The organism is Streptomyces griseus subsp. griseus, assembly GCF_000720255.1.
Classification (GTDB): Bacteria; Actinomycetota; Actinomycetes; order Streptomycetales; family Streptomycetaceae; genus Streptomyces; species Streptomyces griseus_I.
The window spans coordinates 12,193-31,235 of record NZ_JOJE01000047.1; the positions used below are offsets into that span (position 1 = coordinate 12,193).

Here is a 19,043-nt window from a genome sequence, read left to right on the forward strand (position 1 = left end):
GGTCATGCCTCCGTACGGCCGACGGTGGAGAGGAAGTCGATGGGCTGGGGCGAGGCGCCGTCCAGCGCGAGGTCCGCGGCTATGTCACCGAAGGCGGGTGAGAGCTTGAAGCCGTGACCGGAGAAGCCGGCGAGCAGGATCACGTTCTCGGCACCGGGCAGCGGGCCGACCAGTGGGCGGCTGCTCTCGGTGTAGCCCTCCATGTAGACGGACAGGCGCGTCGGGTCCGGGTGCAGGTCGGGCAGGTATCGCCGGATCAGCTCGGAGAAGATCTTCAGTTCGTCCGGCCGCACGGTGCGGTCCAGTTGGTTGGGGTCGTCGGCGAGCCGGTGCAGCGCGCGGGACAGTCCGAGCTTGACCGAGATGCCGTCCGGGGAGGGCAGGCCGTAGCAGTGGGTGGGTGCCGTGCGGATGAACGCCGGGCGCTCCTCGCCGAACCACGCGTCGGGGGCGGTGGGCACGTACCAGGCGCTGACGAGGCGGCGGACTTCGACCTCCCACGGCAGGTCGGGCAGCAGGTCGTTGACCCAGGGGCCGGGCGTGACGACGGCGGTGTCGAAGCGCTCGCTGCCGGAGTCGGTGCGGATCTCCACGCCGCCCGCGACGGGGACGATCTCCCGGACCGTGCTGTAGCGGTGGATCACGGCGCCCAGTTGCTCGGCGCGGCGGGCGGCGGTCTGGATCGTCAGCTCCGGGCGGATGAAGCCGGCACGGCGGTCGAGCACGGCCGCGTCGCCGTCCTCGATGCGGTACTGAGGGAAGCGCTTGGCGAGCGTCTCGGCGTCCAGCACCTCGTGGTCGAGATCGTGCAGGGCGATGGACTCGAGGACGGTGGCCATCTGCTGGTGCTCGGTCGGCCCCATGAGCAGGCATCCGGTCAGTCGGCGCAGCTCGCGGCCGGTCTCCTGCTGGAGCTGCTCCCAGAGGGCATCGGCGTGCTTGAGAAGCGGGACGTACCGGGAGTCCTCGAAGTGCGCGCTGCGGAAGATCCGGGACTCGCCGCCGGCGGCGCTGCGGTCGTGGCCGGGTGCGTAGCGGTCGTATCCGACGACCTCGGCGCCACGGGCCGCCAGCCGCCAGACGGCCTGGCTGCCCATCGTTCCGACGCCGACCACCGCGACGCGCTTCCTGGCAGCTGACACAGGACTTTCCTTTCGTATCGCCGAGGCGCATGCTGAGCCTTCGACGTGAGGCTGTTCGATTCGAGATGGTTTGGGCGGGAGCCAGGTCCTCCTCGTGGACCTGCGGCCGACAACCGCCGCATCTCGCAGTCCGGCTCACTTCCGGGAGATCTCCCCGAGGGCCGTACCACTATGTGGAATGCTGTGCTAGAATCTGGCACAGAGAATGACAGTGGCTTCAGAGGGGAGTCAAGAGGGTGTCCAGCAGAAATTTCGAGGATTAACAGGGGGAAACCGGATGGAAATGAAGAGCGTCACCAGGTCGCTGCGCGTCCTGGAGGCGGTCGCCCAGCATCAGCCCGTGACCGTAGGGGAGTTGACGAAGATCTTCGGGCTGCCGAAGTCCACCCTGCAGCGCACCTTGGTCACGCTGGCGGAGGCCGGCTGGCTGCGCGCCAGCCGCAAGGACACCACCCGCTGGGAGATCGGCGCCCGCGTGCTGGCCGTACGACCGGCCGCCCTGCAGGGCTCCAGCCTGTTCGCCGCCGCACGCGAACCCATGATCCGGCTCCGCGACACGGTGAACGAGACCATCCACCTCTCGGTACCGGACGCCCTGCAGTGCATGGTCGTGGTGGACCGCGTCGACTGCGATCAGGCGGTACGCACCTTCCACACGATCGGCGACACCTCACCCCTGCACGCCACCGCCGTCGGGCGCGCCATCCTCGCCCACCTTCCGAGGCGGGACGTCGAAGACCTCATCGCGGCAGGACTGGAGCGGTTCAGCGACACGACCCCCGTCGAGCCCGACGAGCTGCGCGCCGAGCTGGACCGGATCCGAACCGACGGCTACGCGGTCAACCGCAACCAGTACCGGCCGGGCGTCTGCGCCGTCGCTGCCGCCGTGCTCGACGAGGACGGCACCCCGCTGGCCGCCGTGGCCGTCTCCATGCCCGAGGCACGGTACGACGGCGCACGGACGCCCAAGTGGGGCCGCCTCGTCGCCGACACGGCCGCGGAGATCTCGCAGCGCCGCCTGGGCGCCTGAAGGGCAGACGACGGCCCGCAAGCCGTCGACCGAGGGCCGGCTCGCACGCGTCAGCTCGCGAGCCGGCCCTCAGCCTTGCGCCACGGCAGCCACCGCCCTGTCGCCCGGCGAAGGCCGGTCCTGTGGTCGGCCGAATTCCAGTAACATGCCGCATTGTGGAATGCTATGCTGGAATCCGGCACGGATCATGACCGTGACTTCATGCTGAAGTCACGAGCGAGAACCAGGAATCCACAGGTCCGAGGGGGCATCGAATGGAAATGAAGAGCGTCACCAGGTCGCTGCGGGTTCTGGAGGCGGTCGCCCGCCATCAACCCGTGACTGTCGGGGAGTTGACGAGGATTTTCGGGCTGCCGAAGTCCACCCTGCAGCGCACCCTGGTCACACTCAACGAGGCGGGCTGGCTACGGGCGAACCGCAAGGACACCACTCGCTGGGAGATCGGCGCCCGCGTCCTGGCCGTACGGCCCGCCGCCCTCCAGGGCTCCAGCCTGTTCGCCGCCGCACGTGAACCGATGCTCCGGCTCCGCGACGCGCTGAACGAGACCATCCACCTGTCCGTGCCGGACGCCCTGCACGGCATGGTCGTCGTCGACCGCGTCGACTGCGACCACGCCGTACGCACCTTCCACGCCATCGGCGACACCTCGCCCCTGCACGCCACCGCCGCCGGGAACGCCGTCCTCGCCCATCTGGGGAAGTCCGAGATAGACGAGGTCACCGCGGGGACGCTGGAGGGTTACGGCGAAGAGACCATCACCGACCCGGAGCAACTGCGGGCGGAGCTCCACCGCGTGAAAGAGCGTGGCTACGCCGTCAACCACAACCAGTACCTGCAGGGTGTCTGCGCGATCGCGGCACCCGTGCTCGACGGTGAGGGCACACCGCTGGCCGCCGTGGCCGTCTCCCTGCCCGACTCCCGCTTCGAGCCCGGCCGACTGCCCGAGCTGGGTCGGCTGGTCGCCGAGACGGCGGCGGAGATCACCGCCAGGCACCCGGCCTGACGACGGTCCCGGTTCCTGTCCTCCCCCGGCTGACGGCCGGGTCGCGCGTAGGCATCACTTCACGATCACGTAGATCTTGCGCACGGTTTCGATGGTCTTCCAGACACCGACGAAGCCCGGCTTCATGACAAAGCTGTCGCCTGCCTTGTAGACCGCCGGCTCGCCACCGTCCGGCGTGAGTTCGACGATGCCGGCGAGGATGTGGCAGAACTCGAAGGTCTCGCCCTTGATCGAGCGCGTCTCGCCGGGCGTCGCTTCCCAGACTCCCGTATGGATCATCTCCCCGCGGGCGATGTCCTGGGGCCAGGTCCTGAACGCGGGGTCGCCGGAAACGAGACGTTCCGGGGGCGGGCCGGACTCGTGCGGCGCGAAGGAGGGATTGGTGTCGACGGTCTTCAGAAACGACATGCTTTCCTTTCTTTGTTCAGGGCCTGACCACGTTCAGGGCCTGACCACGTTCAGGGCCTGACCACGTTCAGGGGCTGACCACGTTCAGGGCCTGACCACCTTCATCGCACGGGCACCGCGAGGTACTGGTACTCCAGGAACTCGTCGATCCCGACCCGGCCGCCCTCGCGGCCCAGCCCCGACTGCTTGACGCCGCCGAAGGGGGCGGCCGGGTTGGACACGAGACCCGTGTTCAGCCCCACCATGCCCACCTCCAGCCGCTCGCTCACCCGCAGGGCACGGTCGAGGCCTTCGGTGAAGACGTAGCCGACCAGGCCCCAGGGGGTGTCGTTGGCCCGGCGGATCACCTCGTCCTCGTCGTCGAAGGTGAGGATCGCGGCGACGGGGCCGAAGATCTCCGTGTCCATCAGGCGGCTGCCGGGATCGACGTCGGCCAGCACGGTCGGCGGGTAGAAGCAGCCGGGGCCTTCGGGTGCATGGCCCCCGACGAGCACCTGCGCCCCGCGTTCCACCGCGTCGGCGACCAGCTCCTCCACCTTGGCGCGCCCCCTCTTGTCGATCAGCGGGCCGACGTCGACCCCGTCCCGGGTGCCCGGACCGACGACCAGCGCGCCCATCCGCTCGGCCAGCCGCCGCCCGAACTCCGCCGCCACCGACCGGTGCACGAAGAAGCGGTTGGCCGCCGTGCACGCCTCGCCCATGTTGCGCATCTTGGCGACCATCGCGCCGTCCACGGCCTTGTCCAGGTCGGCGTCCTCGAAGACGACGAACGGCGCGTTGCCGCCCAGTTCCATCGACGTCCGGACCACCGCCTGAGCGCTCTGGGCGAGGAGCAGCTGCCCGACGGCCGTGGAGCCGGTGAAGGAGAGCTTGCGAATCCGCCCGCCGCGCAGGAGCGGTTCGCACACCTCCCCCGCACGGGAGGTGGTGACGACGTTCAGCACGCCGTCCGGCAGCCCGGCCTCCTTCAGGATCGCGGCGAGAGCCAGGCTGGACAGAGGGGTCTGCGGGGCGGGCTTGAGCACCATCGTGCAGCCGGCGGCGACCGCCGGGCCGATCTTGCGGGTGCCCATCGCCAGCGGGAAGTTCCACGGGGTGATCAGCAGGCAGGGGCCGACCGGGCGACGGGAGAGCAGCATGCGGTTGCGGCCGTCCGGCAATGTGGCGAGGCCACCGTCGATACGCACGGCCTCCTCGGAGAACCAGCGGAAGAACTCCGCCGCGTACGCCACCTCTCCCCTGGCCTCGGCGAGCGGCTTGCCCATCTCGGAGGTCATCAGGTGGGCGAGTTCGTCGGTGCGCTCGATGATGATCTCGTAGGCGCGGCGCAGGATCTCGCTGCGCGCCCGGGGCGCCGTACGGGCCCACTCCTCCTGCGCCCGCACGGCCGCTTCCTCGGCGAGCTTGGCGTCCTTGGGGCCGGCGTCGGCGACATGGCAGAGGATCTCGCCGGTGGCGGGGTCGTCGACGGGCATGGTGGCGCCGTCCGCGGCGTCCACCCAGGCGCCACCGATGAACAACTGCGTGGGCGTGTCGGTCATGAGTTCTCTCCTGGTTGTCCGGGTCGGTCGGCGGCGGGGTCGAGCAGTTCCGCGAGGTGCAGGGCGCGGATGCCCCGGTCCCCGGCGAGGTGGTCGATCTGGGTGGCGCAGCTGAAGCCGTCGGCGACGACGACGGCCGGTGTACGCGGGTCCATGTCGTCGAGGCGTGGCCTCAGGGCGAGGTCGGCGACGGCCATCGAGGTGTCGTAGTGCTGTTCCTCGAAGCCGAAGTTGCCGGCGAGCCCGCAGCAGCCCTCGGCCTCGTCGACCTTGCGTACGCCGAGGCGGCCGAGCAGGTCGCGGGGATGACGGCCCTTGAAGGTGGCGTACTCGTGGCAGTGCGTCTGGAGAACGACGTTGTCCGGCATCGCCGGTGGCTCCCAGCCGGGTGTGGCGAGGTCGGTCAGGGCTCCGGTGAGGGTGTGGACGCGGGACGCGACGCGCCGGGCGGCGTCGGTGCCGAGGAGTTCGGGCACGTCACGCTTGAGCGCTGCGGCGCAGCTGGGCTCGGCCACGACGATGGGCCGTTCGTCGCCGTTGTCCAGGCGGGCGACGGTGCGGGCCATGATGCGGCGCGCGAGCGACAGTTGGCCGGTGCTCACCCAGGTCAGGCCACAGCACAGGTCGTCCTGTGCCGTGCAGGGAATGCCGGCGTCGGCGAGTACGCGGCTCGCGGCCCCGGCCACCTCGGGGCGGAAGGCGCGGGTGAAGCTGTCGACGAAGAGCAGGGCCTTCGCCGGCTCGCCGGTCCTCGCCGTGCGCAGGGCCTTGCGCAGCGCGCGGCGGGAGGCGAAGGCGGGGATCCGGCGTTTCGTGGTCACGCCGCCGAGGCGCGCGAGCAGCTTCCCGAGGGGTCCACGCAGCAGCGCGTTGACCGGGCGGGCCGCGTATCCGACGAGCTTGGACGTCAGGGGCAGCCAGCCCAGGGAGTAGTGGGAGCGAGGCCGGAGCCTGCCCTTGTAGTGCTGGTGCAGGAACTCCGCCTTGTAGGTGGCCATGTCGACGCCGACCGGACAGTCGCTGGAGCAGGCCTTGCAGGACAGGCACAGGTCGAGGGCGTCACGTACCTCCGTGGAGCGCCAGCCGTCCTGGACGGTTCCGCCCCGCACCATCTCCTGGAGCAGGCGGGCCCGGCCCCGCGTCGAGGCGTTCTCCTCGCCCGTGGCCCGGTAGCTGGGACACATCACGCCGCCGGCGTCGCTGCGGCAGCGGCCGACACCGACACAGCGGCGTACCGCTCCCGCGAATCCGTCCTTGTCGTGGGGAAAGGTGAACGTCGTATCCACGAGCGGGAGTTCACGCAGAGCGAGGTCGGCGTCGAGCGGCGCCGGGGCGACGATCACGCCGGGGTTGAGCAGCCCCTCCGGGTCGAAGATCTCCTTGAAGGCGGCGAACGCCCGGATCATCCGGTGGCTGTACATGACCTCCAGCAGCTCGCCCCGGGCCCGCCCGTCGCCGTGCTCGCCCGACAGGCTTCCGCCGTGCTCCACGACCAGGGCGGCTGCTTCCGACAGGAACCGGCGGGTGGCGGCCCGCCCCGCGTCCGTGGCGAGGTCGAAGTCGATGCGCACATGGACGCATCCCGCGCCGAAGTGCCCGTACAGCACGCCGGTCAGGCCGTGCGCGGCCAGCAGCTTGCGGAAGTCACGCAGGTAGGCGGCCAGGTCCTCGGGCGCGACGGCCGCGTCCTCCCAGCCGGGCCAGGACTCCGAGCCGTCGACGAGCCGGGCTGCGAGCCCTGCCCCGTCCTCGCGGACCCGCCACAGCGAGCGCCGCTCGGCCGGGCTGTGCACGACCCGCCCACCGGTCATCCGGCCCTGTGCCCTGAGCACGTCCAGCAGTTCGTCGGCGCGGGCGTCGACGGCCGCCTGGTCGTCGCCGTCGAGCTCGACGTACAGCCAGGCACGCCCCTCGGGGAGGCCGGTGACGGAGTCCGGACCGCGCCGGGCGCGCATGGTGGCGACGATCGCCTCGTCCATGCCCTCCACGGCGGTGGGGTTCCAGCGCAGGATCTCGGGGACGTCCTCGGCGGCGTCGACCACGTCGTCGTAGCCGAGGGTGAGCAGGGTGGAAGCCTGTGCGGTCGCCACCAGGCGGACCGTCGCCGCGGTGACGACCGCACAGGAGCCCTCGGTGCCCACCAGTGCGCGGGCCATGTCGAAGCCGTGCTCGGGCAGCAGGTGGTGCAGCTGGTAGCCGGAGACCTGGCGCGGGACCCGGCCCAGCTCGGTGCGGATCGACGCCAGGTTGCCGTCGATCAGGCGGCGCACGTCCGCTTCCAGACCGGCGACACGATGGACGGCGTCGGTGTCGACCGGGCCGGCGGCCCGCAGTCCGGTGCGGTCGGCGACGGCCCGCACGCCGTCGGCCGTCACGATCTCCAGCGCCTCGATGTGACCGCTGGTACGCCCGTGCCGCACGGATCGGTTGCCGCACGCGTCGTTGCCGATCATGCCGCCGATGGTGCAGCGGCTGTGCGAGGACGGGTCGGGCCCGAACGTGAGCCCGTGCAGGGCGGCCGCGGACCGCAGCGCGTCCAGGATCACCCCGGCCTCGACGCGCGCGGTGCCGGCCACCGGGTCGATGTCCAGGATCCGGTTCATGTACCGGGAGAAGTCCAGCACGACGCCGGGTCCGACGGCGTTGCCCGCCATGCTGGTGCCACCGCCGCGCGCGGTGACCGGGATGCCTGTCTCACGGCAGGCCCGCAGCACCGCGACGACGTCGTCGGCGCAGCGGGGAAACACCACGGCCCGCGGCGGGACCCGGTAGTTGGAGGCGTCGTAGGCGTAGGGACCGGTGGAGCCGGGGCCGGTCTCCACCCACAGGCCGGGAGCGGTCTCGGCGAGCCGCGCGACCAGCGGCTCCAGGGCCGTGGTGGTGTCCGTCATGGCCGTGCCGCGCCCGATGTGCCGGCCTCGACCGCGCTCGCCCACGCCTGGAGGCCCTCGTCCACCGCCGTCTCGTCGATGACGAGCGCCGGAATCATCCGGACGACCTGGTTCCAGGCGCCGCACAGCAACAGGAGCAGGCCCTCGTCGACGGCGGCGCGCTGGACGCGGGCGGCGGTCTCGGGGTCGGGGCTGCCGTCCTCGGTGACGAACTCGGTGGCCAGCATCAGGCCGAGGCCCCGCACGTCCCCGATGCCGGGCGTCCGGTCGGCCACCGCCTCCAGCCCGTGGCGCAGCCGCTCGCCCATCGCCTCGGCGTTCTCGACGAGCTTCTCGTCGCGTACGACGTCGAGGGTGGCGCAGGCCGCGGCGCAGGCGACGGCGTTCGCGCCGTACGTACCGCCCTGCGAGCCGGGCCACGCCTTGGTCATCAGCTCCTCGGAGGCGGCGATGCCCGACAGCGGGAAGCCGCTGGCCAGGCCCTTGGCGGTGACGAGGATGTCGGGCGTGACGCCGAAGTGGTCGTGACCCCAGAAGCGGCCGGTGCGGCCGACGCCGGTCTGCACCTCGTCGAGGATGAGGAGGAAGCCGTGGCGGTCCGCGCGCTCGCGCAGGCCTTCCATGAAGGCGCGGGTGGCGGGCACGTACCCGCCCTCGCCGAGCACCGGCTCGACGATGATCGCCGCCGTGTCGGCGGGCGAGGAGATCGTCTGGAGCGTGTAGTCGAGCTCCTTCAGGGCGAAGCGGGTGGCGGTCTCCTCGTCCCAGCCGTACCGGTGGGCGGACGGGAAGGGCGTGACGACCACGCCGCTCATCAGCGGGGAGAACCCGGAGCGGAAACGAGTGCCGGAGGTCGTCATGGAGGCGGCGGCGACGGTACGGCCGTGGAAGCCGCCGTGGCAGACGATGACGTTGGGGCGGCCGGTGGCCTGGCGGGCCAGCCGCAGCGCGGCCTCCACCGCCTCGCTTCCGGAGTTGGTGAAGAACAGGCTGTCCAGGCCGGCCGGCAGCACCTCGCCGAGCTTGTCGACCAGACGGCGCAGCGGCTCGTGCATGACCGTCGTGTACTGGCCGTGGATCAGCGAGCCCACCTGCTCCTGGGCCGCCGCCACGACCTTGGGGTGGCAGTGCCCGGTGCTGGTGACGCCGATGCCGGCTGTGAAGTCGAGGTAGCGGCGGCCGTCCTGGTCGAAGAGGTGGACGCCCTCGCCCCGGGTCGCCACCACAGGCGTGGCCTGGCGAAGGTGCGGCGACAGTGCGGTCATGTTCGTCTCCCGGCCTCGGTGTTCGGTCTGCTGCGGTCCACCGAGCATCCCCGCGGGCGAGGGGTGCGCCAACGCGCGATCTGTCCGGCCGGGACGCGACATCCGGACGTTGTGTCAGCCTCCTCGGGGGCACGCCGGGTACCGATCACGCACGGACCGCTCTTGCGCAGGTCAGAGACGCTTGTCAGAGTGGCCGGGCACTCCCCGGGCTCCATGCCGAGTTCGGGCAGGAACCCTTGGAGAGACCGTGAACGACAACCACCCGGCCGGCCAGGGGTCCACCCGTCCGCTCACGGTGGCCGATGTCCTCGCGCTTCCCGTCCTGGCCGCCGGACGACCCCAGGTCGTCACCGGCGTGCCGCACCTGGACCGTCCGGTCCGGTGGGTCCACATCACCGAGCTGACCGACCCCGCATCGTTCCTCAAGGGCGGAGAACTCGTCCTCACCACCGGAATGCCCCTGCCGCAGGACGCGGCCGGCGTGCGCCGGTACGTCGACGAACTCGCCGACATCGGGGCGGCGGCCCTGGTCATCGAACTCGTACGCCGCTACCACCGCCCGCCGGACCCGCTCGTCGACGCCTGCCGCCGTCGCGGCCTGCCCCTCGTCACCCTGGCCAAGGACGTCAACTTCCTGGAGGTCACACAGGTCGTGCACGCGCTCCTGCTGGGCAACCAGACGGACGCCATGCGCCGCACCCAGCGCATCCACGAGGCGTTCACCGCTCTCACCCTGCGCGGAGCCGGGCCGGAGGACGTGGTGCGCGCGGCGGCGGAGATGAGCGGCCGTACGGTCGTCCTGGAGAACCTGGTACATCAGGCCCTCATCTGCGAGCCGTCCGGGCTCACCGTCGAGGAGGCACTCGCCGACTGGGAACAGCGCTCCAGGGCGGCCGTGCCCGGCGACAACGCAGCGAGACGCGGCCCGGAGGGCTGGCTCACCGCACCCGTCGAGTACCAGGGCGAGCGCTGGGGTCGCGTGGCCATGCTCCCGGCGCGCACCGAAGGACCGGCGTTCGGGCCGGAGGACATCACCCTGCTGGAGAGGACCGCGATGGCACTGACCGTCGCGCGCCTCATCCACCCCACCCCATGGGAACGCACAGCGCACCGGAACGCCCTGCTCGACCTCGTGGAACAGCGCCACCGCTCGGCGGAGGACGCCCGCGCCCGCTGCTCCGCACTGGGCCTGCCGACCGATCGAAGCTACTTCATCGCCGCCCTGGTGGACCTGCGCGCAGGGAAGGGGGGAGCCGAGATCGAGTCCCGTCTGTTGCAGGAGTTGAGAACGGCGGGCGTGCCGGCCCTCGTCGGCGAACTGGCCTCCGATCGCATCGGCATCCTGCTGGCTCTGCGTACCGCCCAGCCATGGCGTCCCGTCGTCGAGCGCCTGTCCGGCACGGTACTGAGCCCGGCGCCGGGCGCGGTCGTGAGTGTCGGCTCCGAGGCAACGGACCTCACGGACACCGCCCGCTCCTTCCGCGAGGCCGCCCGCGTCGCCGAGGCCACCCCGCCCGGCCAGCCCCTCCCCCCGGACCGCTCCTTCCACGAGCTGTCCGACATCGGCCTGCGCCGCCTGCTGTACGCCCTGCGTGAGGACACCCGTGTCCAGGAGTACACCGAACGGCAGCTCCGGCGCCTCATCGACCACGACATCCAGCACGGCACCGACCTGCTGACGACCCTGCGCCACTACCTCGACGCGGCCGGCAACAAGACGACCGCCGCCCGCCGGGGCGGCCTCTCCCGCGAGACCATGTACCAACGCCTGCGCACCATCGAGCGTCTCCTCGACCGTGACCTCGAATCGGGCGGCCAGCGCACCGAGCTCCACGTGGCACTTGCGGCACTCGATGTGTTGCGAGCCGACTGACGCGGAATCCCGGTGCGGCTCGTCCCGGTGCTGTCCGGCGCCGCGAGGGCGCACCAACGGCGCCAGACAGCGGATGAAAGCTGCGCCGCGATAGTTATGTCATGTACATGACATCTCTTGGATCATTCGAAATTTCGATTCGCTTTCGGATCGCTGATCTCACGGATGCTAGAGGGATTCCCGAGGCTGTCAACACGCTCGTCGAATCATCCGCCCGATTGACCGGATATCAACCATCCACGATCGCGCCCTCGGCGTCGAAATATTTCGCTAACCCAAGCGAATCCTTCGAGACATATTGACGGGAGCTCTCCGACTCCTATCATCCAGGATGCCCACCCATCGATGAGCGTTCGAATTCTCGAACCCAGAGAGGCCGACCATGCATATGTCATGTCCTCAACAACACATGGGCCGCCGTCGGGCGTACACCGACCGGGTGGGTGTCGACGTCATCCGCTTCGGCTGCACCTTCAACAGGAACACGACCGGCACCGGCACCGAGGCCGCGAGCACGTCCGCCTCCGGCGGTGCGATCCGGCTGCACGCGAACGCGGCCATCCGCCCCGGCGCCGCACGCCCCCCGCCTTCTCCTACAGCACCGACGGCACCACCTTGACCCGCCTCGGACCCGCTTTCTCCCTGGGCGACGACTGACGGTTCTTCAGGGGCTACCGATCGCCCACGTCCTGCGGAGGTCCACCGACCGCACCACGCAACCCCCCACCAACCGTACGAGGAGAACCATGAACCCGCTGAAGCGGCTCGACCGTCGTCGAGCCTCGGTGTTGTCCCTGGTGGCCGCGACCGTCCTGGTGACACCCGGGACCGCGATCGGCGCGCCCGACGCCGTGAAGGCCTCCACCCTGGGCGCCCAGGCGGCCCAGTCCGGACGGTACTTCGGAACCGCCGTGGCCGCGGGCAGGCTCGGCGACGGCACGTACACCGGCATCCTGAACCGCGAGTTCAACTCGGTCACACCCGAGAACGAGATGAAGTGGGACACGACCGAGCCGTCCCGCGGCTCGTTCAACTTCGGCCCCGCGGACCAGATCGCCAACCGCGCACAGGCCCGCGGTCAGCGCCTGCGCGGCCACACCCTGGTCTGGCACTCCCAACTGCCCAACTGGGTCCGCTCCATCAGGGACGCGAACACACTGCGCGGCGTGATGAACAACCACATCACCACCTTGATGAACCGCTACAAGGGCCGGATCCACTCCTGGGACGTGGTCAACGAGGCCTTCGCGGACGGCGGCAGCGGCCAGCACCGTTCCTCGGTGTTCCAGAACCTGCTGGGCGACGGCTTCATCGAGCAGGCCTTCCGCACCGCACGGTCGGCCGACCCGTCGGCCAAGCTCTGCTACAACGACTACAGCATCGAGAACTGGAGCGACGCCAAGACCCAGGGCGTGTACCGCATGGTCCGCGACTTCAAGGCGCGCGGCGTGCCCATCGACTGCGTCGGCCTCCAGTCCCACTTCGGCGCCGGCGGCCCGCCCGCCAGTTTCCAGACCACCCTGTCGAACTTCGCCGCCCTCGGTGTGGATGTCCAGATCACCGAACTGGACATCGCGCAGGCGTCGCCGACCGCGTACGCGAACACGGTCAGGGCCTGCATGAACGTGGCCCGCTGCACCGGCATCACGGTCTGGGGCATCCGGGACAGCGACTCGTGGCGCAGCGGTGAGAACCCGCTGCTGTTCGACCGCAACGGCAACAAGAAGTCCGCGTACAACGCGGTGCTGACGACGCTGGGCGGAACGCCCGCCGCTCCGCGCGGCACTACCGACGCCGCCGCTGAACTTCAGTGACTGGTCCCAGGCCGGCTCGGCCACGCACCACCACCTGGGCCGCGGCGCCATCGGTCGCGCGTACCGAGCCGCACCGCGGGTCTTCCACTACGCGCCACAGCGGCTGTGACACCTCGTGTACCAGACCGGCAACGCTCGTACTCCACCGGCGCAGGGCTCCAACCGGTACGCGCTGTTCGAAGCGAGCAACATGTTCAAGATCCAGGGCAGCAGCGAGTACCTGCTCCTCGTCGAGGCCATCGGCTCGGACGGCCGGCGCTACTTCTGCTCGTGAACCACGAGCAGCCTCGCCGGCTCGTGGTCGCCCCTGGCCGCGTCCGAGGGCAACCCGTTCGCTCGGGCCGGCGGTGACTCCAACCTCCTCCCGTGGCGGCTGCGCCTCCTGACCCAGACCAACCAGACCTGCTGACCGGCTGTGCCGTGGGGAGCGCTTCCGTCGGGAGCGCTCCCCACGCTCACCGCCGACCTTCGGAACGCACCCCTGTCAGAAAGCCGAGGTACTGTCATGCGCCGCAGACTTCTCGCCCTGGTGGCAGCACTCTCCTCGCTGCCGCTGGCGCTCGCCGCCGCCCCGTCCGCCCACGCGGCCGACCCGACGACCATGACCAGCGGGTTCTACGTGGACCCCGACTCCAGCGCGAAGCGGTGGGTCGCGGCCAACCCCGGTGACGGCCGGACGCCCGCGATCAACGCTTCCATCGCCAACACACCGACGGCCCGCTGGTTCGGCTCCTGGAGCGGCACCATCGGCACCGCCACCGGCGCGTACGTGGGCGCCGCGGACGCCCGGGACAAGCTGCCCCTCCTCGTCGCCTACAACATCTACAACCGCGACTACTGCGGCGGACACTCCGCGGGCGGAGCCTCCTCCCCCTCCGCCTACGCCAACTGGATCGCCCAGTTCGCGGGCGGAATCGCCGGCCGCCCGGCCGTTGTCGTCCTCGAACCGGACTCCCTCGGGGACTACGGCTGCATGACCCAGGCCCAGATCGACGAACGCGAGAGCATGCTGACCGGAGCCCTCGCCGAATTCAACCGTCAGGCCCCCAACACCTGGGTCTACCTCGACGCCGGCAACCCGGCCTGGGCGAGCGCGACGACCATGGCCCGGCGCCTTCACGAAGCGGGGCTCCGGCAGGCCCACGGTTTCTCGCTCAATGTCTCCAACTACCTGACGACAGCCGAGAACACCGCGTACGGCAACGCCGTCAACAGGGAACTCGGCGCCCGGTACGGCTACACCAAGCCGTTCGTCGTGGACACCAGCCGCAACGGCAAGGGCTCCAACGGCCAGTGGTGCAACCCTTCGGGCCGCCGCATCGGCACCCCCTCCCAGCTGGGCGGAGGCGCCGAGATGCTCTTGTGGATCAAGGTCCCGGGCGAGTCCGACGGCAACTGCGGCGTGGGAACCGGCTCCTCGGCCGGACAGTTCCTCCCGGAGGTCGCCTACAAGATGATCTACGGCTACTGATCCGCGGCCGCTCGCGTGCCGATCCGCGGGCCGAGGTCGACCGCGCCTGAGAAGGACGTGGACCGGCCTCGGCCCCGACGTGCGGTCGGCCTCCGACTCCTGAACCTCCTGGCCCCCCAGGAGGGCGACCGTGAAGTCCCACGGCGAGCACCTCCCGGCGGGGTCGACGCGGCCTCGGCCCGCCGGCATCGGGCTCCGGTGGAGTGCCGCCGAGACCCTCTTGACTCCCCGCCGCGCCGCTGTCATCGTCTATTCCATATTGTGGGATAGCATTCCACTTTGTGGCACGTGAACATCTCTGCGGCACCCTCGCTTGCCGTGGGGCTTGCAACCTCGACCGATTCCCGAAGGAGACGGTCCACTGTGGACGCCACCGACGAGAAGATCATCGCCGAGCTGACCCGCAACGCCCGCGTCTCGCACTCCGAGCTGGCCGGCAAGGTACTGCTCTCCCGCAACGCGGTGCGCCAGCGCATCGAACGGCTGGAGCGCCAGGGCCACATCGCCGGCTACACCATCGTCCGCGCGGGCGACAACACCGGCCACGCCGTCTCGGCCCTCGTCCTCGTCCACCGCCAGGACCGCATGCGCGGAGGCGACGTCCTGGCCGCACTCAAACGCATCCCCGAGGTCGTCATCTGCGAGATCCTCAGCGGCGACTTCGACATCATGGTGCGCCTGGAGGCGGCCTCACTGGAACGCATACGCAACATCTGGGAGAACATCGCCCAGATGCCCGGCGTACGGGACACGGTCACCGCGCTCACCCTGTCCAGCATCGTCAACCACCCGCGAGGGGAGCGGAGTTCAACGGCACCGGAGTGAGCAGCGCCACCGCCTCTTCCCTGGACGGCAGCCAGCCCTGACCGCGAGCTCCACCACGTCGTGCTCGGCACAGAAGTCCGTCATTGGACCACGTCAGTGATGTGGTTGACGCAGACGACCTTGGGCTGGGTCATCTCCTCGAAGGCGAAGCGCACGCCTTCGCGGCCCATGCTGCCGTATTTGAAGCCGCCGAACGGCATGGCGTCGAAACGGTAGTCGGACGAGTCGTTGATCATGACTCCGCCGGCTTCCAGCAGCCGGGCCGCGCTCAGGGCGTGGTCCAGGCGCGAGGTGAAGATGCCCGCGTGGAGGCTGTAGTCGATGGCGTTGGCCTGCTCGATGGCATCCTCGAAGGACGTGAACGGCTGCAGTACGACAACGGGGGCGAACACCTCCTCCTGCCAGATCGAGCAGGCCTGCGGGACGTCTGCCAGGACGGTCGGCGCGTACAGGGAGCCGGTGGCGTGGTTGCCGCACAGCAGCACCGCGCCCTGGGCCAGCGCCGTGTCGACCTTGGCCCGGGTGGCGGCCGCGGCCTCCTGAGTGATCATGGGGCCGACGTCGGTGCGCTCGTCGAGGGGGTCACCGACGCGCAGGAGTCTGGTGCTTGCGACGAAGGCGTCGCGGAAGCGCTCGTAGATTTCACGGGCGATGAGGATCCGCTGGGTGCCGATGCAGTTCTGGCCCGCGGCCCAGAACGCGCCGGAGACACAGCAGGCGACTGCCTCGTCGAGGTCGGCGTCGTCCATGACGATGACCGGGGCGTTGCCGCCCAGATCCATGGCGAGCTTTTTCAGACCGGCCGTGCGGGAGATGGCCTCGCCGGTGGCGAAACCGCCGGTGAAGGACACCATGCGCACGTCGGGGGCGGCGACGATCGCGGCGGCGATGCCGGCGTCGCCGTTGACGACGGTGACGACCTCCTCGGGCAGGCCGGACTCGATGAGGGTGTCGACCAGCCGCAGGGCGGACAGCGGCGTCAGCGCGGACGGTTTGAGGATGACCGCGTTGCCGCCGGCGATGGCCGGGCCGAGCTTGTGGGCGACCAGGTTGAGGGGGTCGTTGAACGGGGTGATCGCGGCGATGACGCCCAGCGGTTCGCGGGTGAACCAGCCCTGCCGTTTCTCGGAGCCCTCATAGGAGTCGAAGGGGATGACCTCGCCGGCGTTGCGCCGTGCCTCGGCTCCGGACAGGGACAGGGTGTTGACCGCGCGGGCCACTTCCTTGCGGGCCTGGGTGATGGTCTTGCCTGCCTCGCTGACGATCAGCTGGGCGAAGGACTCGGCACGCCGCTCGATCAGGTGGGCGGCGCGCTCCAGGACCGCGGCCCTGGCGGCGCGGGACAGCGCGGCGGCGGTGCGGCGCCCGCACCTGGCCTGCTGCAGGATGCCGCCGATGGCGCCTGCGTCGACGGTGGGCACGGAGGCGATGATCTCGCCGGTGTAGGGGTTGTGCACGGGCGCCGTGTCGGTGCCGAGTTCGATGGCCGAGGGCACGGCGGTGTCAGACACGGTGCGTCTCCTGGAGAACGGGGCGGAAGGGGGCGGTGTCGTCGTCGGCGTGGCGCTGGTGGATGGCGGTGATGTCCGACAGCAGGGCGTAGGCGGTCTCGATACGGCCGGCGCCCGGCCCGCACACCGTGACGGTGCCGAGGAGGTCGGTGTGGAAGGCGACCGCGTTGAGGGGGCCGGAGATCCCCGCCAGCGGGTGGTGGGCGGGCAGGGCGAGCGGGGCGACGCGGGCATCGACGGTGCCGTCCTCGTGGCGGGTGGCGGAGCCGACCAGCTTCCAGCGCAGCCCCTTGGCGGCGGCGTCCCGCACCTCGTCCGGCGTGATCGCGGAGATGCCCTCGCAGAAGACGTCCTCGCGGCGCAGGTCGGCGCCGAGGACCTCGTTGGCCAGGATCATGACTTTGAGCTGGACGTCGTGGCCCTCGATGTCGGCGGTGGGGTCGGCTTCGGCGTATCCGAGGTCCTGTGCTTCCCTGATGGCCGCCGAAAGCTCGATGCCCTCTTCGAGGCGGCCCAGGATGTGGTTCGAGGTGCCGTTCATGATGCCCTGGACGCCGGTGATCTCCAGACCGCCGAACATGCGCTGGGCGGTGCGCAGGATGGGAGTGCCGCTGAGTACCGAGCCCTCGAACTCGAAGCTGACACCACGCTCGGCAGCCAGCCGCTTCAGGGCTCGGCCGGCGAGGGCGACCGGGCCCTTGTTGGTGGTGCACACGTGCTTGCCCGATTCCAGGGCCCAGCGCACATGAGAGAGGGCAGGCTCGCCGTCGGTGGGGTTGGTGAACGTCGCCTCCACGACAATGTCGGCCGGGACCTCGCGGATCACCCACTCGTTGCGCGGATCAGCGCTGCCGGCTGCGAGGTGCGCGAAGCTCAGCTCCCCGGGCTCGGCCGCCAGCAGCGGCGCCAGATCGATGCCGTCGGTGTCCACCAGGGAACCGGCCCGCAGATCGGTGATCGCCACGACGCGCAGGGCGAAACCCAGCTCCTTCGCCAGGCGCTCCCCGCTCTGGGATATCAGCTCGGCAAGCGCGCGATTGACGCCGCCGAAGCCGATGAGGGCGAGATCGTATCGGCCCATGAGATCGCTCCTTCACAGTCCGCCGCCTTCACGGTGCGGCTGCTGAAGAGCCTCGCTTCTCCGCCTGTCACCTGCTCCATGCCGCAACGACCACACGCCATGCCGATCTGCACCGTTGTGATGACGATTCGCTCACCCGTGTCCGGCGACACGGGTTCACTGGCCCAGCACCGGACGGGACGCCAAGCAACGAAGGTCGGACATGCCCAGCGGTCACACCGTTGCGGAATCTTCTTCGAGCCGGCTCGTCTTGGCCCGCAGCCATGCCGTCAGTCGGCGAACGCGTCCGTCCCGCTCGGGTGATTGGCGGCTGAGGAGGTGGTAGCTGGTGCCGTCGGGGACGAACCCGAAGGGTGCGACGAGTTGCCCTCGCTCCAGGTCGTCGCGGACGACGGCATACGGGGCGATGGCGACTCCGACGCCGGCCGCGGCAGCCTGGAGGGTCAGGTAGAAGTGCTCCAGGGTCTGCTCGGAGGCGGGCTCTGCTTTCATTCCGGTGATACGTCGCCAGTCGTCCCACGCCTGCGGTCGTGTGTCGGTGTGCAGAAGGGCTACCTGCGATATACCGGCGGCGCCGGTCAGGCCGGTCGCGAGATCGGGCCGACAGACAGGTCCGATCCGCTCTGCGAACAAGCGGATCCGGCTCGCCTCTTCAGGGAACGGGAAGTCGTCTCGGCGGATCGCGAGATCGATGTTGTCCCGCTCGAAGAAGACAGGGCCGCCGCCTGCGGACAGGTGGACGGCTACGTCCGGCACGTTCACGGCCAGATCAGGGAGCCGGGGAATGAGCCATCGCATCAGGAGTGTGGGCTCACACGAGAGGGTGAGCGGTCCAGCGGGTGTGCGGTGTGAGATCTGCCGGGCTGCCGCATCGATCTGATCGAGCGCGTCCCGGACGACGGCCGCCAGTTGGCGCGCCTGCGGGGTCGGGCGCAGGGCGCGGGTCTGTCGTTCGAACAGCGATATTCCAAGGGACCGTTCCAGGTTCTGCACCTGTCGGCTCACCGCGCCATGTGTGACATGCAGTTCCTGCGCCGCCGCGGTCATGCTCGCGTGCCGGACGGTCGCCTCGAAGGGCAGCAGCGTATTCAGGGGAGGAAGGGCCGACCATCGCATGCGTGAATTCTACTCACAGGTCTTGTGAGGATGAATCGTTTGTCCTGCCCTTTCATCTGAACGACCATTGA

The 19,043-nt window shown here is 70.2% G+C and carries 14 protein-coding genes and 1 pseudogene; 7 read left to right on the forward strand and 8 right to left on the reverse strand.

The genetic code is table 11. From position 1 onward, the window contains the following. Positions 1 to 2 precede the first annotated feature (2 nt). Positions 3 to 1,142, reverse strand: coding sequence for an N-methyl-L-tryptophan oxidase (gene solA / locus IG99_RS37480; protein ID WP_037682349.1), 1,140 nt, complete (start codon positions 1,140 to 1,142; stop codon positions 3 to 5). 283 nt (positions 1,143 to 1,425) lie between these two features. Here solA and IG99_RS37485 point away from each other — a divergent pair, with 283 nt between their 5' ends. Together IG99_RS37485 and IG99_RS37490 are read left to right on the forward strand one after the other, a co-directional pair. Beyond that, entirely contained in the window at positions 1,426 to 2,172 is a 747-nt protein-coding gene (locus tag IG99_RS37485; RefSeq protein ID WP_037682351.1) for an IclR family transcriptional regulator, read from the forward strand. 260 nt (positions 2,173 to 2,432) lie between these two features. Further along, complete coding sequence (locus IG99_RS37490) at positions 2,433 to 3,176, forward strand: IclR family transcriptional regulator (protein WP_037682352.1); 744 nt, start codon at positions 2,433 to 2,435, stop codon at positions 3,174 to 3,176. A gap of 54 nt (positions 3,177 to 3,230) precedes the next feature. Here IG99_RS37490 and IG99_RS37495 read toward each other — a convergent pair whose 3' ends face one another. From IG99_RS37495 to IG99_RS37510, 4 genes are all read right to left on the reverse strand, one after another. Then, on the reverse strand, positions 3,231 to 3,584 hold the full coding sequence (locus tag IG99_RS37495; protein ID WP_037682354.1) for a cupin domain-containing protein: 354 nt from the start codon (positions 3,582 to 3,584) through the stop codon (positions 3,231 to 3,233). Between the two features lie 101 nt (positions 3,585 to 3,685). After that, positions 3,686 to 5,125 (reverse strand): NAD-dependent succinate-semialdehyde dehydrogenase, encoded by a 1,440-nt coding sequence (locus IG99_RS37500; protein WP_037682355.1) that lies wholly within the window; start codon positions 5,123 to 5,125, stop codon positions 3,686 to 3,688. Continuing rightward, positions 5,122 to 8,016 (reverse strand): FAD-binding and (Fe-S)-binding domain-containing protein, encoded by a 2,895-nt coding sequence (locus IG99_RS37505; protein WP_037682384.1) that lies wholly within the window; start codon positions 8,014 to 8,016, stop codon positions 5,122 to 5,124. The genes IG99_RS37500 and IG99_RS37505 overlap by 4 nt, the downstream gene beginning before the upstream one ends. Then, positions 8,013 to 9,281, reverse strand: a complete 1,269-nt coding sequence (locus IG99_RS37510) for an aspartate aminotransferase family protein (RefSeq protein WP_037682386.1) — start codon at positions 9,279 to 9,281, stop codon at positions 8,013 to 8,015. Before IG99_RS37510 ends, IG99_RS37505 begins: the two co-directional genes overlap by 4 nt. Positions 9,282 to 9,528: 247 nt before the next feature. On the opposite strand from IG99_RS37510, the gene IG99_RS37515 reads away from it, so the two are divergent. The 5 genes and pseudogenes from IG99_RS37515 (at position 9,529) to IG99_RS37530 (ending at position 15,264) form a co-directional block, all read left to right on the forward strand. Continuing rightward, the gene (locus IG99_RS37515) at positions 9,529 to 11,154 is read left to right on the forward strand and encodes a PucR family transcriptional regulator (RefSeq protein WP_037682356.1); all 1,626 of its coding nucleotides are present in this window, start codon (positions 9,529 to 9,531) and stop codon (positions 11,152 to 11,154) included. Between the two features lie 409 nt (positions 11,155 to 11,563). Beyond that, positions 11,564 to 11,773 (forward strand): hypothetical protein, encoded by a 210-nt coding sequence (locus IG99_RS48190; RefSeq protein WP_394298065.1) that lies wholly within the window; start codon positions 11,564 to 11,566, stop codon positions 11,771 to 11,773. Positions 11,774 to 11,900: 127 nt separating this feature from the next. Continuing rightward, positions 11,901 to 13,377: pseudogene (locus IG99_RS37520) on the forward strand (non-reducing end alpha-L-arabinofuranosidase family hydrolase). 96 nt (positions 13,378 to 13,473) lie between these two features. Further along, positions 13,474 to 14,439 carry a glycoside hydrolase family 6 protein gene (locus IG99_RS37525; protein WP_037682358.1) on the forward strand — a complete coding sequence of 322 codons (966 nt, stop codon included), beginning with the start codon at positions 13,474 to 13,476 and terminating at the stop codon, positions 14,437 to 14,439. 363 nt (positions 14,440 to 14,802) lie between these two features. After that, positions 14,803 to 15,264 carry an Lrp/AsnC family transcriptional regulator gene (locus tag IG99_RS37530; protein WP_037682360.1) on the forward strand — a complete coding sequence of 154 codons (462 nt, stop codon included), beginning with the start codon at positions 14,803 to 14,805 and terminating at the stop codon, positions 15,262 to 15,264. Positions 15,265 to 15,344: 80 nt separating this feature from the next. Here IG99_RS37530 and IG99_RS37535 read toward each other — a convergent pair whose 3' ends face one another. The 3 genes from IG99_RS37535 to IG99_RS37545 form a co-directional block, all read right to left on the reverse strand. Then, entirely contained in the window at positions 15,345 to 16,775 is a 1,431-nt protein-coding gene (locus tag IG99_RS37535; RefSeq protein ID WP_051866375.1) for an aldehyde dehydrogenase family protein, read from the reverse strand. Next, positions 16,768 to 17,856 carry a homoserine dehydrogenase gene (locus tag IG99_RS37540; RefSeq protein ID WP_037682361.1) on the reverse strand — a complete coding sequence of 363 codons (1,089 nt, stop codon included), beginning with the start codon at positions 17,854 to 17,856 and terminating at the stop codon, positions 16,768 to 16,770. Before IG99_RS37540 ends, IG99_RS37535 begins: the two co-directional genes overlap by 8 nt. A gap of 213 nt (positions 17,857 to 18,069) precedes the next feature. Further along, the gene (locus IG99_RS37545) at positions 18,070 to 18,972 is read right to left on the reverse strand and encodes a LysR substrate-binding domain-containing protein (protein WP_051866377.1); all 903 of its coding nucleotides are present in this window, start codon (positions 18,970 to 18,972) and stop codon (positions 18,070 to 18,072) included. Positions 18,973 to 19,043: the final 71 nt, after the last annotated feature.